16 protein-coding genes are annotated in these 15,417 nt (G+C 42.9%); 14 read left to right on the top strand and 2 right to left on the bottom strand.

Annotation, left to right across the window (positions count from 1 at the left end; genetic code table 11):
• Positions 1–257: 257 nt before the first annotated feature.
• From IGI66_RS12715 to IGI66_RS12690, 6 genes are all read left to right on the top strand, one after another.
• A complete protein-coding gene (locus IGI66_RS12715; protein ID WP_114525064.1) occupies positions 258–1,727 on the top strand; it encodes a BglG family transcription antiterminator in 1,470 nt (489 codons plus the stop codon).
• A gap of 1 nt (position 1,728) precedes the next feature.
• Positions 1,729–2,223: a PTS sugar transporter subunit IIA gene (locus tag IGI66_RS12710; protein ID WP_010779548.1), complete on the top strand. Its 495-nt coding sequence runs from the start codon at positions 1,729–1,731 to the stop codon at positions 2,221–2,223.
• Positions 2,224–2,244: 21 nt separating this feature from the next.
• Positions 2,245–2,559 carry a PTS fructose transporter subunit IIB gene (locus tag IGI66_RS12705; RefSeq protein WP_010779549.1) on the top strand — a complete coding sequence of 105 codons (315 nt, stop codon included), beginning with the start codon at positions 2,245–2,247 and terminating at the stop codon, positions 2,557–2,559.
• 482 nt (positions 2,560–3,041) lie between these two features.
• Positions 3,042–4,127, top strand: coding sequence for a PTS fructose transporter subunit IIC (locus tag IGI66_RS12700; RefSeq protein ID WP_010779550.1), 1,086 nt, complete (start codon positions 3,042–3,044; stop codon positions 4,125–4,127).
• A 232-nt stretch (positions 4,128–4,359) separates the two neighbouring features.
• Positions 4,360–5,211, top strand: coding sequence for a class II fructose-bisphosphate aldolase (locus IGI66_RS12695; protein ID WP_438849165.1), 852 nt, complete (start codon positions 4,360–4,362; stop codon positions 5,209–5,211).
• 23 nt (positions 5,212–5,234) lie between these two features.
• Complete coding sequence (locus IGI66_RS12690) at positions 5,235–6,134, top strand: ketose-bisphosphate aldolase (protein WP_086306388.1); 900 nt, start codon at positions 5,235–5,237, stop codon at positions 6,132–6,134.
• Between the two features lie 46 nt (positions 6,135–6,180).
• On the opposite strand, the gene IGI66_RS12685 is transcribed toward IGI66_RS12690, so the two are convergent.
• Together IGI66_RS12685 and IGI66_RS12680 are read right to left on the bottom strand one after the other, a co-directional pair.
• Positions 6,181–7,338, bottom strand: coding sequence for a macrolide family glycosyltransferase (locus tag IGI66_RS12685; protein WP_438849164.1), 1,158 nt, complete (start codon positions 7,336–7,338; stop codon positions 6,181–6,183).
• 104 nt (positions 7,339–7,442) lie between these two features.
• On the bottom strand, positions 7,443–7,985 hold the full coding sequence (locus tag IGI66_RS12680) for a biotin transporter BioY (RefSeq protein ID WP_086306390.1): 543 nt from the start codon (positions 7,983–7,985) through the stop codon (positions 7,443–7,445).
• A gap of 255 nt (positions 7,986–8,240) precedes the next feature.
• Between IGI66_RS12680 and IGI66_RS12675 the strand changes: the two genes are divergently transcribed.
• The 8 genes from IGI66_RS12675 to IGI66_RS12640 all read left to right on the top strand — a co-directional run bounded on the left by IGI66_RS12675 (position 8,241) and on the right by IGI66_RS12640 (position 15,356).
• A complete protein-coding gene (locus IGI66_RS12675; RefSeq protein WP_010779555.1) occupies positions 8,241–9,059 on the top strand; it encodes an efflux RND transporter periplasmic adaptor subunit in 819 nt (272 codons plus the stop codon).
• Complete coding sequence (locus IGI66_RS12670; RefSeq protein ID WP_114525059.1) at positions 9,056–9,742, top strand: ABC transporter ATP-binding protein; 687 nt, start codon at positions 9,056–9,058, stop codon at positions 9,740–9,742. The genes IGI66_RS12675 and IGI66_RS12670 overlap by 4 nt, the downstream gene beginning before the upstream one ends.
• On the top strand, positions 9,732–10,946 hold the full coding sequence (locus IGI66_RS12665; RefSeq protein WP_086306392.1) for an ABC transporter permease: 1,215 nt from the start codon (positions 9,732–9,734) through the stop codon (positions 10,944–10,946). Before IGI66_RS12670 ends, IGI66_RS12665 begins: the two co-directional genes overlap by 11 nt.
• A 546-nt stretch (positions 10,947–11,492) precedes the next feature.
• Positions 11,493–12,665: a hypothetical protein gene (locus tag IGI66_RS12660; protein WP_438849163.1), complete on the top strand. Its 1,173-nt coding sequence runs from the start codon at positions 11,493–11,495 to the stop codon at positions 12,663–12,665.
• 309 nt (positions 12,666–12,974) lie between these two features.
• Positions 12,975–13,907 (top strand): sulfurtransferase, encoded by a 933-nt coding sequence (locus IGI66_RS12655; RefSeq protein WP_438849162.1) that lies wholly within the window; start codon positions 12,975–12,977, stop codon positions 13,905–13,907.
• Positions 13,907–14,611, top strand: a complete 705-nt coding sequence (locus tag IGI66_RS12650; RefSeq protein ID WP_010779560.1) for a TVP38/TMEM64 family protein — start codon at positions 13,907–13,909, stop codon at positions 14,609–14,611. The genes IGI66_RS12655 and IGI66_RS12650 overlap by 1 nt, the downstream gene beginning before the upstream one ends.
• Before the next feature lie 148 nt (positions 14,612–14,759).
• Positions 14,760–14,969 (top strand): helix-turn-helix transcriptional regulator, encoded by a 210-nt coding sequence (locus IGI66_RS12645; RefSeq protein ID WP_086306394.1) that lies wholly within the window; start codon positions 14,760–14,762, stop codon positions 14,967–14,969.
• A 3-nt stretch (positions 14,970–14,972) separates the two neighbouring features.
• Positions 14,973–15,356, top strand: coding sequence for a hypothetical protein (locus IGI66_RS12640; RefSeq protein ID WP_431380833.1), 384 nt, complete (start codon positions 14,973–14,975; stop codon positions 15,354–15,356).
• Positions 15,357–15,417: the final 61 nt, after the last annotated feature.

The following is a 15,417-nucleotide window of genomic DNA, read 5'->3' as shown; positions in this document are numbered from 1 at the left end:
TGATGAAGAGAAACAGCGATTTTTTCGCTGTTTTTTTTACCTTAATCGCACAGTAAGATAGAGAAAGGAGAATTGGTCATTACGAAGCAGTTTTTAAACAGGACAAAAAGAAACAGGGGTTTTGAAAGGGGGTTATTTTCACAACTTATTTATGTCAGTTATTGAAAGCGTTTTATAAAAATGTCCATCTTAGTGGACACAAGAAAAAATGTACGCAAGAGAAAAAGAGCTATATTAATGACAAGGAGGTTGACAACATGCAGCTAAGCAAACGTGAAACGCAATTGATCGAACTGTTTATCAAACATGGGATGACACTCACCGCTCAAGAGTTAGCTGGATTTGCCAATGTTTCCACCAAAACGATTTACCGAACAATCAAAAAAATCAATGAAGCTTCTGATGTTGGAGAGCTGATCTCCGCCGAGGTCGGCAAGGGGTTTCGCTTAGATTATGACAATTATTTAAAAGAAAGTGTACAAAAACGAGGCGTAGATACCGTTCGCGGACCGCTGGAACGAAGGAACACGATTCTGTTGACCTTGTTATTCAAATCACCGAAGAAAGTGTTGATCCAAGACCTGTTTGATGAATATTATGTCAGCACCACTGTGATAAACAATGATTTGGTACGGATGACAGAATTTCTAATGGATCACCAGCTGGCACTGATTCGTAAAGGACAGCGGCTGTCGATCGAAGGGACGGAGAAACAGATCCGTAAGGCAGTCAACCATTTGATCAGTGCGAATCGTGTGTGGGAGGAGGACTTTTCCACACAGCAGGAAAAGATCAGCTCCTACGACATCAACTTTATCACGTCCCTATTGGAATATATTGAACGGAAATTACAGAATGGGATCGCGTATCCCTATAACAGCAATATCTTTTCCCACATTTATATTTTGATCAAGCGGGTACGGGAAGGGGAGATTCATGCGGATACGTGTGGGGAACTTCTTGATCCTGACGAAGAGGAATTGATCACACGCTACGATTCGTTGTATCAGCTTTCACGGATGGTGATCACGAAGCTGAATCATTACTTGAATCTTGTTTTGCCAGAAAGTGAGACGTTTTACCTTTTCCAATACTTGATCTCCTCTCGAATGGAGAAGGAGCCGATCAAATTAAACCGAAAATCCAAAGAGGCGCTGACGATCACTGAATTCTTCGCGACAGAGATGAGCTGCTTGATGGGGATGAAGGTGGATCAGCAGCCGAATCGGCAGGATCTGTATGAACACATTGATCCCTTATTGTACCGATTAAAAAATGAGATCATTGTCAAAAATGATTTGCTGGGAGATATCAAGCTGGAATACCCCGAGATCTTCCAACAGGTCGAGCAAGTGAGTCGATCCGCGGAGGAAAAGTACCAGTTAAATGAGATTTCGGAAGATGAAATTGGTTTTTTAACCTTGTATTTTGTGAAATATAAAGAAATGATCCATTCAAAAAAACGAGTATTGATCATGTGCAGCAGCGGCGTAGGAACGTCCGAATTGCTGAAGGTGAAGGTCCGCAAGGCGTTCCCCGAATTAGAGATCGTGGACGTATTGTCGGCACGAAAATTTTCCAAAGCCCCAGAAAAATATCAAAATATTGATTTGATTTTAACGACGGTCAATTTAACGATCGAGCGGATGATTCCGACGATATTAGTAAATTCCGTATTTACCAAACAAGATGAAAAACGAGTGAAAGAGATGTTAGGAGAGATGTGAGATGACAGCAGAGAAAATGATGGATGATTTCAGTATCGGAGATGTTATTACCGAAGAATTGATTCAGTTAGAAATGAAAGCGAAAACAAAAAAGGAGGCGATTCAAGAGCTGACCCGTTTACTGATGGCAAATGGGGACATCGAAGACGAAGAAGATTTCATGGCCGACGTGTTCGAACGTGAGGCGGAGGGCATGACGGGGATCGGCAATAGTATTGCGATTCCTCATGGAAAATCCGACAGTGTCATCAAAACCTCATTGGTGGTCGGCAAAGCTGCGACCCCGATCGAATGGGAGTCATTGGATGAAGAACCTGTTCGTGTGATCATCTTGTTTGCGGTCAAAAACACGGACGCCAATACGATGCACATCAAGCTGCTGCAAAAAGTGGCGATGCTGTTGGCAGACGAGGATTTCATCGAGAACATGGTCAATGCGCAAACCAAGGCAGAAATGCTGGAGTTGTTATCAAAAGACCCAATGGAAGAAGACTAAAAAGAAACGGAGGAACAACGAATGAAAATAGTAGGAATCGCCGCATGTACGTCAGGGATCGCCCACACGTACATCGCCAAACAAAAATTGGAAAAAGCAGCTAAAGCACTTGGGCACACGGTTCATATTGAAACACAAGGAACGATCGGGACCGAAGACGAATTAACGATGGAGGAAATCAACGCAGCGGACGTCGTTATCATCGCAGCAGATATCAAGGTCGGCGGAAAAGACCGCTTCGAAGGAAAGCCCATCGTAGAAATCCCTACCAGCATGGTGATCAAAGCACCAAAAGGACTGATCAACAAGATCGAAGAAGAAATCGTAAAAGCGTAAGGAAACGAATAAGGATGTCAGTTCCACTTTTCGCAGTTCGTTTCGTTGAGAAAATCAAAACTAAGCAATAGTGAAATCTTATGTAAAAATCTAGTGGAAGAATATACGGCATGAAAATCAGACTAATTTTTCTGGAAGAAAAATAAATACATTAATTTGAAAAAGGATGTCAGTTCCACTCTTCGCAGTTCGTTTCGTGGAGAAAATCAAAAACTAAGTAATAGCGAACGCTCGTGTAAAGAGCCTAGTGGAAGAATATACGGCATGAAAATCAGACTTATTTTTCTGGAAGAAAAATAAATACATTAATTTGAAAAAGGATGTCAGTTCCACTTTTCGCAGTTCGTTTCGTTGAAAAATCAAAACTAAGCGATAGTGAAATCTTATGTAAAAATCTAGTGGAATGATATACGGCATGAAAATCAGACTTATTTTTCTGTAAGAAAAATAAATACATTAATTTGAATAAGGAGATGAATTAAATGTTTAAGCAGCTTCAATTGAAAAAACATGCACTGACGGCAATCTCGTACATGTTGCCAGTTGTTGTTACGGCAGGGTTGTTGATCGCAATCGGGAATCTGACAGGTGGAGGTGTCATTGAAAATTACAAGGCGGCCTATTCCGTTCCAGATGCACTGGTCTCACTGGGTGTGCTGGGCATGGGGTTATTGGCACCAGTGATCGCAGCAGCGATTGCCTATTCAATTGCTGACCGTCCGGGTATCGGACCTGGGTTATTTATGGGGCTGATCGCAAATGCTATCGGCGCCGGGTTCTTAGGCGGGATGTTGGGTGGTTACTTGGTTGGTTTCTTCGTTCTGTTTCTAGTGAAAAATTTGAAGGTTCCAAAATGGGCGCAAGGCTTGATGCCGATGATGATCGTACCGCTCTTATCTACGTTGATCATAGGATTATTGATGTTTTTTGTCATCGGTGTGCCGATCGTTTGGGCAACAGAAGCGTTGACGGACTTCTTAAACGGACTGCAAGGCTCTGGTAATTTCTTGTTCGGTTCGATTGTTGGCGGAATGGCGGCCTTCGACTTTGGCGGCCCGGTCAATAAAGTGGCTTCTCTGTTTGCTGATGGGCTGTTGTTGGAAGGCGTACAAGGGCCAGAAGCGGTGAAAGTGTTGGCATCAATGGTACCGCCATTTGGTGTCACGATCTCTTGGGTATTATCAAAAATTCTCCGCAAACGTAAATATTCCGTTGAAGAGGAAGACAATATCAAAATCGCCTTTCCAATGGGGCTTTGTATGATCACAGAAGGCGTGATCCCGATTGCGGCAGTTGATCCATTACGGGTGATCTTCTCTTGTACAGTCGGTGCAGCGATCGGTGGCGGACTGAGTATGTCATGGGGCGTGGGTTCCCCAGTACCATCTGGCGGCGTCTTTATTATTCCGGCGATGACGGACCCGTTGAAATTTACGTTGGCTTTACTGATCGGTTCGGCGATCACGGGCATCCTGTTGTTTGCCTTGAAGAAAGCACCTGTTGAAAATGATATCAAGGATGATGAAGAAGAGGAAGAAGTCGATTTTTCTTCGATCAAGATTTCGTAGGAAGGCTGTCAGTTCCACTTTTCCCAGTTGCCAGTTCTACTTCTTGCTTTAGCAAGAGTTAGTAGAATGGTATGCGTACGAGAATCAATTTGAATTTTTACGTTAGAAAAATTCAATCTTAACTTGCGAGTTAGCTTAATAACGATAAGTAAGGAATGATATACGGCTTGAAAATCGAACTAATTTTTCAGAGAAAAATTAATTCTTTAGTATGAAAAAGGAGATTTGTCACATGTATGTTTCGATGAGAGAAATGATGGAAAAAGCCAATCGTGAGAAATATGCCGTGATGGCGATCAATTGCTTCAATCTGGAAACGGCTAAGGCGGTGATTGAGGCGGCTGAAGAAATTCGATCGCCGATCATTGTCGATCTGCTGCAGGATCATTTGAAGGAACACCTTGATATTCGTTATTTGACCCAGCCGATTATCCGAATGGCAAACAATGCCAAAGTCGAAGTGGCGATCAATCTGGATCACGGTCAGGATGTCGCCTTCGTGAAGCAGTGTCTGCATGAAGGGTTTTCCAGTGTCATGATGGATGCGTCGATGTATCCATTAGAAGAAAATATTCGTATCACAAAAGCGATGGTTGCGCTGGCGCAAGTATACAATGCCAGTGTGGAAGCCGAAGTTGGCGACATGGGTGCCGTAGCAGGGGATCATTTTACCAATGATGAGATGTACACCGATCCGGATGACGCGATTCGTTTTATCAAGGAGACAGGAGTGGATTGCTTGGCACTGTCTTATGGCTCGAGCCATGGCAATTATCCAGAAGGGTATATCCCGAATTTTCGGTTTGATATCGTAGAAAAAATCAAAGCAGCGACGAACCTGCCGTTGGTATTACACGGCGGTTCGGGTGCTGGAGAGAAAAACATCCTTCGTTCGATCGAATTAGGGATCAATAAAATCAATGTCGGGTCCGACTTCATGAAGGCGCAAAAAGCCGAAGTCCAAAAGCAATTAGCAGAAAATCCCGAGGTGGATTATCCCACGCTGATTCATCAAACGATGGCAGCAGGAAAAGAAGTAGTCAAACGGTACATCGAACTTTCGGGTTCTAAAAATAAATCATAAGATGAGAATGGAGATCAGGTCAAATGTTAATCAATATGAAGCAAATGCTAGAAATCGCAAAGGAAAATAAATTCGCAGTAGGAGCTTTCAACGTCGCAGACAGTAATTTTTTGCGAGTAGTGATCGAAGCTGCCGAAGAAAATGATGCACCCGCGATCATTGCGGTCCATCCAACAGAGCTGGATTTTACAAAGGATGAATTTTTCCAATATGCGGTTTCTCGGGCAAAAAATAGTTCTGTGCCTTTTGTTATCCACATGGATCACGGGGACAACTTAGCCAGCATCATGCGCGCTGTCCATTGTGGATTCAGCTCTGTCATGATCGATGGGTCCTTGCTGCCATTTGAAGAAAATATCGCGGTTACGAAAGAAGTCGTGGAGGTTTGTCATAAGATCGGGGTCTCCGTCGAAGGAGAATTAGGAACGATCGGCAATACTGGAACGTCTGTTGAAGGCGGGGTTTCAGAAGTCATCTATACGAAACCAGAAGATGCCGAAGAATTCATCGAGAAAACAGGGATCGATACATTGGCCGTGGCGATCGGAACAGCACATGGCATCTATCCAAAAAACATCAAACCTGAATTGAAGATGGATGTGCTAGAGGAGATCAAAGCAAGAGTGGATATTCCGTTGGTCTTACACGGGGGATCAGCGAATCCGGATGAGGAAATCGCCAAAGCCGTTCAAATTGGGATTCAAAAAGTCAATATCTCTTCCGATTACAAATATGCCTTCTATAAAAAATGTCGCGAGATCCTATCCACGACAGAATTATGGGACCCAAATGCAATTTATCCAGAATGTATCGACGCAGCCAAAGCAGTTGTCAAACAAAAAATGGAGCTGTTCAACTCCATTGGACAAGCAGCCGTTTTTCGTAAAGAAAATGTTCAGCCTTGGAGACAAGAACAAAATTAGACCGAAGCAACCCGCAGTCTTTCTTGATGAAGGACTGCGGGTTGTTTTAGTTTAGATAGTCCTCAATCGCATCGACCGCTTTTTTATAACCGCCGGCATCAAGGAAAGATTCTTTGATCTTTTTCAGATTGTTTAAATAGCCAGGTTCTGTTTGAACTTTTTCAACGGCGGCTTTTAATTCTGCGCTATCCACCTGTTGATACTCCAATCGGATGCCTGCATTTAGTTCTGCTATGCGGTCTGCGAGTGCTGGTTGGTCTGCCCCCATAGGCAGAGACACGAAAGGCACTTCGTTTAAAATTAAATCATTCATGCTGTTCAAGCCGTTGTGAGTGATGGCGACGTCGGCATATTTCAACACTTCATTTTGCGGGATATAATCTTGTACGATGAAGTTGTCTGGGATCGTCAACGTTTCTAAACCTACTTGATGCGCCGCCATAACAACAAGATACTGCGAGTCGCCAAAGGCCGTGAACACTTTTTGATAAAGGTCTTTGGCATAGTCTCCAAAAATAGTACCAAAGGAAACATACAACACATTTTTAGCCGAGCGGACGCGTTCGATCGGAAAGTCTTTTGTGTCTTCTAATCGTTGGTAACTATCTGCACCGACGAATACATACTGTTCATTAAAGAAAGAGCGTTCGCTTTCGGGCAAGAAATAATCGGAGGTGAAGACGATGTTCAAAGGTTCAACATTAAAAATCAAATCGAAAAATCGAGGGGGCATCGTAATGGAAAGTGTCTGCTCGATTTTTTTGGCTTCTGCTAGGTACGCGTCGTTCATGGATTTGAATTTTCCGGCTAAAGGGGTATTGTCAAGTGTCGCAAATTGTTTCATTCCCATATAAACGGCGAGCATCGAGACGGCTGGCAGCATCAGATATTCGGCAATTTGTTTGCTGAAGGGCATTGCGATGGAATGGATAACAGCATCAAAGGAATCGTCTTGGATTTGTTCCAGAATATCTTGAACAATAGCTAATCCATGATCCAACAAGACATCAAAGCCATTCTTAAAAATATTTAAATCATACGTATATGGGCGGTAATCAGCACCGGCTGCTTCAATTTTTTCGCGGAATTCTTCACTTGAGAAGTAGACAACGTCGATGCCTCGATCACTGAGTTCTTTTACTAAACCTAAGGAGGGATTTACGTGTCCATGTGTTGTCACATTCAAAAATAATACTTTTGTCATTGTTTTCGCTTCTTTCACAACTTTATTAAGGGTACCTTACGAAACGATATAATACGGTACCCTGATTAAAAAGTCAAAAAAAAAAGTTTCCGAAAAACGGAAACTTAACGGTACATCAAATGGGTAAATGAGAGGCGCTTGCCCAACAAGACACCTAAATAGCCAGCCGCAAGTGCTTTGATCACTCCGGGTAAGATAAAAGGGATCATTCCTGCTGAAAATGCAGCGTTCCAAGGTAAGCTGCCGCTGAATTTCAGCCACAATGAACCGAAAATCAACGTGATGAAGGCACCGACGATATTGGCAAAAATGGACCAGAAATAATTAAATCGCGTCTTTTCAATGATCAGCCCTGTAACGTAGGCTTGAAAAAGAAATCCGATCAAAAAACCGCCGGTCGGTCCGAAGTAACTGGCGATCCCGGCTGCACCGCCAGCCAGCACAGGCAATCCGATCATGCCCATCAACAGATAGATGGCTACGGAGATCGTTCCCGTTTTTTTTCCTAGGATGGTCACGACAAATCCGACAGCAAATGTTTGCAGGGTTAGCGGAATTGGTCCAAGAGGGATGGTAAATTGGGCTAAAATACTGATGACTGCGGCAAATAGGCCGGCTAAAACAAGTTCTCGACTGCTTAATTTCAATAGACTCACTCTTTTCGTTAACTTATATTTTTATTTTGGTTAACGAAAGTATACGTTAGGATTAACGATATGTAAAGAGAAATTTTTGAAAGGGGTACGAAGAAGAGCTGATCCATAAAAAAACAAATGTTCTTCGGTCCAAAGTAGGAGTTAGACTTTATACTTTCGTAGGAAGTCGTTCCCCGCTCTTTCCTCTAAAATTTAAGCTGTAAAAGCGATTACGATAATTTTGGAACGAAAGGGATGTTTTAAAAAATGAAAAAAATAATCATTGGAATTGGTGTGTTAGTTGTTGCGGGGGCGGGCTTTTTTCTTTATCAAAATACCCAAGCAAATGCAAAGGATGAGCACTCGGTCGAGTTGTACCAAGTCCGTAAACAAACCCCATTGCATTTAAAGGGGCAAGTTCAGTCGACGAAGAAGCAGACCGTACTAGTGAACACAGAAAAAGGACCTGTTCAGACGATCCACGTAAATGAAGGCGATCATGTGACGAAAAATACAGTCTTGGTCACGTATCGTTGGGGAGAAGTGATTCGTGCAGCGGATGATTCTGTCGTGACTTCCTTGAATGAGGATGCGAAAAATGATCCGCAACAGGCTTTGATGGTCTTAAAGAGTGAAGCGTCTGCGATCAAAGGAACGGTAACGGAATATGACCGATCGAAGGTTGCGTTGAATGAGCCCATCGAGATCAAATACGCGAACAACGAAAAAACAGTTAAGGGAAAAATCACCTCTTTGGCAGAAATGAACAATGAGCCCAGTAAAGAAGAGAAGACGAGTTTAGTGACCTATAATTTTACCGCAGTTCCTGACGAATCTATTCCGGTAGGCTATTCTGTAGAATTATTGATCCCTCGTAATGAGATCCACCTGCCGCTGAAAAGCGTTGTAGAAAAAGAGGGAGAACATTACGTGTATACGGTCGCGAAAGGCAAAGCCCAAAAACATCCAGTAACTGTTGAAAAAGGGAATGGATACTCTATTTTGCGTGAAGGCCTCAATGAAAATGACAAAATCATCAAAGACACGAAAGGTATCAAGGATGGGATGGATGTGACGGTGGAATGATTGTAATGGAAAAGATCAATAAATTCTATACCGCCGATCAGGAGCGTATCCATGTGCTGAAGGATATCAGTCTGACTATTGAGGAGCACGAATTTGTCGCGGTGATGGGGCCTTCTGGTTCGGGGAAATCTACGCTGATCAATACGATCAGTTTTTTAGATGGCGATTTTGAAGGGACCTATCGCTTCGAAGGGCAAGATGCGTACCGCTTTAATGACGAAAAGCTGTCTGGGCTGCGAAATCAATCGGTGGGCTTTGTGTTTCAATCGTTTCAACTGATCGACAACAATACGGTGATGGAGAATGTCGCGTTGCCGCTGCTTTATGGTGGAATGAAGCAAAAACAAACCAAGTCTTTAGTAATGGAGGCGTTGCGAAAGGTCGGTATCGCAGATAAATACAATAAATTGCCAAAGCAGCTTTCGGGCGGGCAGCAGCAGCGAGTGGCGATTGCACGAGCGATCGTTGGCAATCCGAAATTTATCGTGGCGGATGAGCCGACGGGCGCATTAGATAGTCATACCTCTGAAGAAATCATGCACTTATTTAAACGTTTGAACGAAGAAGAGAAAGTCACGATCTTGATGGTCACACATGATCCAGAGGCGGCGGCCTATTGCCAACGGATCATTACAGTGAAAGACGGAGAAGTCTTGGAAGAAGGTGTTGTGCATGCGGTTTAGTGAAGTATGGAAGACCTCCTTTAAAGCGATCGGTAAAAACAAACGGCGGAGCTTTTTGACCATGATCGGGTTGATCATTGGGGTCTCTGCGGTCATCACAGTCTTTTCCATCGGTCGTGCTTTTGAAAATTATGCGTCGGAATTTATTGGGTTGGATCAATTTGACGGCAGTGTCGGGTACACGTTCTCAGCAAAAGATGAAACGTTCCATGAGAACGGCTTGAGCGGATTTACAGAAGAGGACATCAGTCAAATCGAGAGTATTCCAGGTGTCCAATCGGTGAGCTATTATGATAATTCACGAAATGGCATCAAGTATGCCGATCAAACCTTTGATGATGTCGGAAATGATGGACGCTGGAATTGCTTCAAGCTGATAAAAAACAAGGGTTCGAAAGTACTCTATGGGCGAGGCATCCAGGCGAGTGATTATTACAATGAAAATCCAGTTGTAGTAATTGACCAAACCGCCGCAAAAGCGATCCAAAAGGAAGAACCGGCATCATTGGTCGGACAAAGCGTCAAAATAGGCGGGCATTTGTTTGAAGTTGTCGGGATCATGGAAGATCGGAACGGCGGAACGATCGTCTCAACACAGGAAGACTATGTCGTGGCAGAATTACCGGAAAATGTCTTCGAAAGTTATTTTAATTCTGAAGATCACAGCATGATCCAGGTGAAAATGAACCAATCAGCGAATATAAAAGATGTTTCAAAGGAAGCAGAAAACACCTTAAAGAAATATGGGACATGGAAAGAACTAGGAAATTATAAGACGGAAGATCTAGCGGGACAGGTGGATCAACTCCGTATGCTTTTGACCAGCATCACACTATTGATCTCGGTGATCGGCGGAATCTCGCTCTTCATTTCAGGAATCGGGGTCATGAACATGATCTACATTTCTGTTTCGGAACGAACGAAGGAAATCGGTGTGCGCCGTGCAATGGGTGGTACGAAAGGCAACATCATGATGCAGTTCTTACTAGAAGGGATCTCACTGACTCTTGTGGGCGGGACGATCGGGTATTTGATTGCGATGCTGTTAGGCTTTGCCATCAGTCTATTCACGCCATTGTCCGTTCGGCCGGATCTCTTCACGGTGACATTGGCCTTTGGCTTGTCAGTCGTAATCGGGATCGTTTTCAGTTGGCTGCCGGCAAAAAGTGCAGCGAAAAAAGACATTGTGTCATTATTGCGATAGGAAAATAAGGATAATCCGAGGGTATTCACTTTTGAATACTTTCGGATTTTTTTGTTATTTTATAGAAAGAACCTAATTAGTCGTTATCCGTGAGTTTTAACAGTGCCGTGGTTTTCTTTTTTAGGATGTCTAAGGTTCCAAGGAGGACAGAATAGGATTTTGAAGAATGTTCAAGTGAAGCAGTGATCTACTAAAAAATAAAAAAATATCTAAAAAAGGAAGCAATTTTCACAACTTGAAAATGACCAAAATCCTGCTATGACAACGTTTCTGATTTCTTGAAAAGAAAGTATTCAAATCTATTAAAAACGTGTCAGATAAAGGGTAGAAAAACTATAGATTTTTTTCTAATTTAGAGATATTTTTAATTTATAGCGTATATCAGCAAAAAAATGTAAGCGTATTTTTTCGAAATCCAAATAATAGCAAGAGGGAAAAAGCAGCGTCATTTTTTTGCGTATCTTGCTAATGAAAAAGTGCTTGGAAAAAAATAGTGAATGAAATGATAGACAGATGGACAATACTAAGAATGAGGAGTGGAAGGGTATGGGAACGCAACGATTGGGTCAAAGACAGCTATTTAATATGTTAAGAGGAAATCTGGAGAAGCGGGTGCTGAAATTTTACAGTGAGACGAAAGAGGTATCGACGATCATTGAGTATATGGTCGCGATCTTAGTGCGTCATGCCCTCGCTTTAGAAGACTTTTCATTGATGTGCCAGGAGCTGATCCGAGAGTTGTTCTTTACTGCGAAGCCTTGTGCGGAAATGCGTGCGTTCAGTGCTTTTTTTGAACATTATTTTGACAAAGAGGAGTGGCATACCGTGGTCGCTCGTTTGTATCGGGATGAAAAGGATTATCTTGATACGACGAAGGACGCGCGTTTACATAGACAGTATTTACAAGAAAAAGACCCGACGAGGACAGATGAATTGGCGGATCATCAGTTTGTTCTTCGCTCGATCTTCAAAGGTGAAAATGGCCGGAAGCATACGTGGACGTTGAAGAATGCACATCCGACGAGAACGCATGAAGAAGTTGCTGGAGCCCTTAAAATTTTAACGAGATTGTCGATTTTTGAGACGGCTAGCACACGGAAATTTGCTGAGTTTGTGGATGTTTTTCGCGATGCCTATATACAAGATATGCATTATGCAGAGGAAGTCGAAGCGCAACTTCCTGAAAATGAAGCTGATTCATCGGATCTACAGCAGGAGAAGGACGCAAACCAGGCTGCTGAATCCCCAAGTAAAATAGCTTCGAGTCAAAAAGCAATACTTGCGGGCCAAACGACCTCAAAACCGAACTCTGAAAAAACGAAATCTCCAGTTTCGGCTAATAATGAGACGAAACTGCGAAGTGAAGTTGTTATCCCAACAGATTTTGATCTCAAAAAAGTGATGCCCGCTGAAATCAGACAGTTACTAAGCGGACATCTGCCAAAGGAAGAATTTTCTACTGAACAACTTTCAATGGAAAATCATGCGGAAAAAGTCTTGGATTCGGGAGCAATAGCCGAGGAGCGAATAACGAAAGCAGCCTCTGTGCCTGTTGCCGCTCAATCGACGGTTGACGAAGTGGCAGAGGTAGCGTCAGTGGCTGAACAGTCAGAAAATACAGAACACTCTTCTGAAAAAAATCAAATAGATAAGTGGAAAAAAGAGCGGAAATTTGGACTGAGAGTGGCTAAAATTTTAAAGAAAAGGAGAGGAAAATAACACTTTTATCTGTGAAGATGGCGGATGTGTATTGTAAAAGGATAAAGCGTTTTATATACTTTCACTAAGGGGATTACCAGGAGGAAGGGGGAGGATCGAGAACGTTCAGCGATGTTTTGATGTGCAGTAAGGAAGCTTAGCGTTTCTAGGAGTGTGAATGAAGGATTCTCTTTTTCAAAGATCTGTTCGTATTAAAAATGTGAATAATTTCACTTGGATAGGTCGTTTAAGGAAATATAGGGGTATATTTCTCTTTTGGTTCTAAAAGGAGCCTTGGATTAAAAAAACGACAAATGAATGGAGAAGAAAATGAAAAAAACAATGATTGGATTGTTGGCTTTGGCTGCTTTAGGGTTAACGGCGTGCGGAGGCGGCGGAAACGAGGACAAGAGTGAGTCTGCCAACTCTGAAAAAAAGGAAACAGGCGCTTTTACCGGCGAATATGTCGTCGATGCGGCCTATGTAAAAAAGAACATGGATGAGATCATTTTGGTGGATGCCCGTGGCGAAGAAGAAGCCAATAAAGGAACCATCAAGGGAGCGACGGTGATCGGTTGGCATGACTTAGCCTCCGTTGAAGACGGGGCTTCTGGAGATGAAAAATGGGGGCTGATCCTTGAGCCGCAAGAACTCGGGAAGCGGCTGGGAGAAAAAGGGATCGCAAAGGAGAAGGAAATCGTACTCTTTGCTGGCGCACAAAAAGGCTGGGGAGAAGACGGCCGGATCGCCTGGGAATTATTGGCAGCCGGATATAAAAAGGTAAAAATGATCGATGGTGGATTTGAGGCATTAAAAAAAGCAGATCTTAAAACAACGATCGAACCCAAAAAATTGAGTCCTGTAAACGTCAAGATCGACGCGATCACTCAGGACCATGTCATTCGAACCGATGAATTGAAAAAGAATTACGCAGACTACAAAATCGTGGATGTTCGGGAAGACAAAGAGTACAAGGGAGAAGTTCTGTACGGCGAAGCGAAAGGCGGCCATTTGCCGGATGCGACGCACCTTCGTTTTACCCAATTATTCACTGAAAAAGGGACATTGAAGAGTAAAAAAGAGTTGACCAGCCTTTTCGAGAAGGCGGGTTTATCAAAAGACGACGAAATCGTCACTTATTGTACGGCGGGGATTCGCTCTGCCTACATGGAGCTTGTGATGGAGATGTGCGGTTTCAAGCAGGTGAAGAACTATGATGGCTCTTACTACCGTTGGGCCAAAGTTGAGGATGTTGAAAAATAATGGATAAGAAAAATAAGTGGAAAATGGCACGGCTCTTGTTGCTTCTTTTCGTTCTGATGGCGGTACTTGCTTTTTATTTTGTACCAGGTGTACGATCGAAAATCACACAAGTCTTGATGCTGTTTCGTTCCATGAGTGTGGAAAGTATTGTGGGGTATTTGCGTTCCTTTGGTGTCTGGGCAGTCGTCATTTCCTTTTTGCTGATGATGTTCCAATCGATCATTGCGCCTTTGCCGGCTTTTTTGATCACTTTTGCGAATGCAGCGGTCTTTGGGTGGTGGCAGGGCGCCATTCTCTCTTGGACAAGTGCGATGGCGGGGGCACTCGTTTGTTTTTATATCGCACGAATCGCAGGGCGGGACATTGTTGAACGCTTGAACAAAAACTTTTCATTGGAGACGCTGGACAATTACTTTGATCGTTACGGGAAACATACGATATTGATTTGCCGGTTGCTGCCCTTTATTTCGTTTGATTTTATTAGTTATGCCGCAGGGCTGACAGCGATAAAACCCGTTCCTTTTTTGATTGCGACGGGGATCGGACAATTACCAGCGACGATCGTCTATTCCTATGTAGGAAGTAATTTGACAGGCAGTACAAAAACCATTTTGTTTGGCTTGTTAAGTATGTTCGCTTTATTTATCGCGGTTTATGTATTCAAACAACTGTACCAAAGCAGACAAGCGAAATCGACAAAATAAAAATAGTCAAAGGGGAGCGGCTCAAGGGCGCTCTCTTTTTTTGTATTCTTGTGATGATAGAAAAAAGCTGTAAAAGGAATTAGTGCTTTCTTTCTGATTGGGAATGCCTTATTATTAAGTAAAGATATCTTTACTAGGAGCTGGGTACGTGGCTGTAATCAACCATATTAAGGAAATAAGGGAAGAAAAGAAAATCCCGCAAAAAGAAATGGCGCAGGCCTTGAATGTCTCACGCCAAACCATGACCGCGATCGAAAAAGGAAAATACAATCCTAGTTTGGAGCTGTCGTTAAAAATCGCGGCTTATTTTGATACGCCGTTTGAGGAGCTATTTTATTTGGAAGACAAGGGGGAGTAAGAAATGAGCTTTTTTTATGCGGTTGGAGTGAATGGGTATTTGGCGACAGTGCTGCTGATTTTTGCATTATTAAGTATGTACGCACTTCTGTCATCCATCGTGTTCATAGCAAAAGAAATGATCAAAGAGAACGACGAGCTAGTGAGAAAAATCGTTTTCGATTCTATGGCGATGGGCTTTGTATTGATTTTGATGTTGCATCTCGTTCAAATGATCGTACGGGTCATCTATTTTAATCACACAGGGCAGGATATCAATCTCGTCGTGACTCCTGGGTTATCTATCCACGCATTAGGCGAGTACAAGATGCATTTGGAATCATTCGGTGTTGATTTAGGGATTTTCGCTATCTGTTTATTTATAAATAAGTTGCGTTACCGTTTGTAGGAAGGGATTCAGAGGTTTCTTAAGAGTGGAAGTGTCCAAGCGGGATTTGAGTCGGGTTCCG

Origin of the sequence: Enterococcus sp. AZ048 (genome assembly GCF_051715125.1) — a bacterium.
GTDB lineage: Bacteria > Bacillota > Bacilli > Lactobacillales > Enterococcaceae > Enterococcus_A > Enterococcus_A gilvus.
This window is presented reverse-complemented; position numbering and strand designations above follow the sequence as displayed.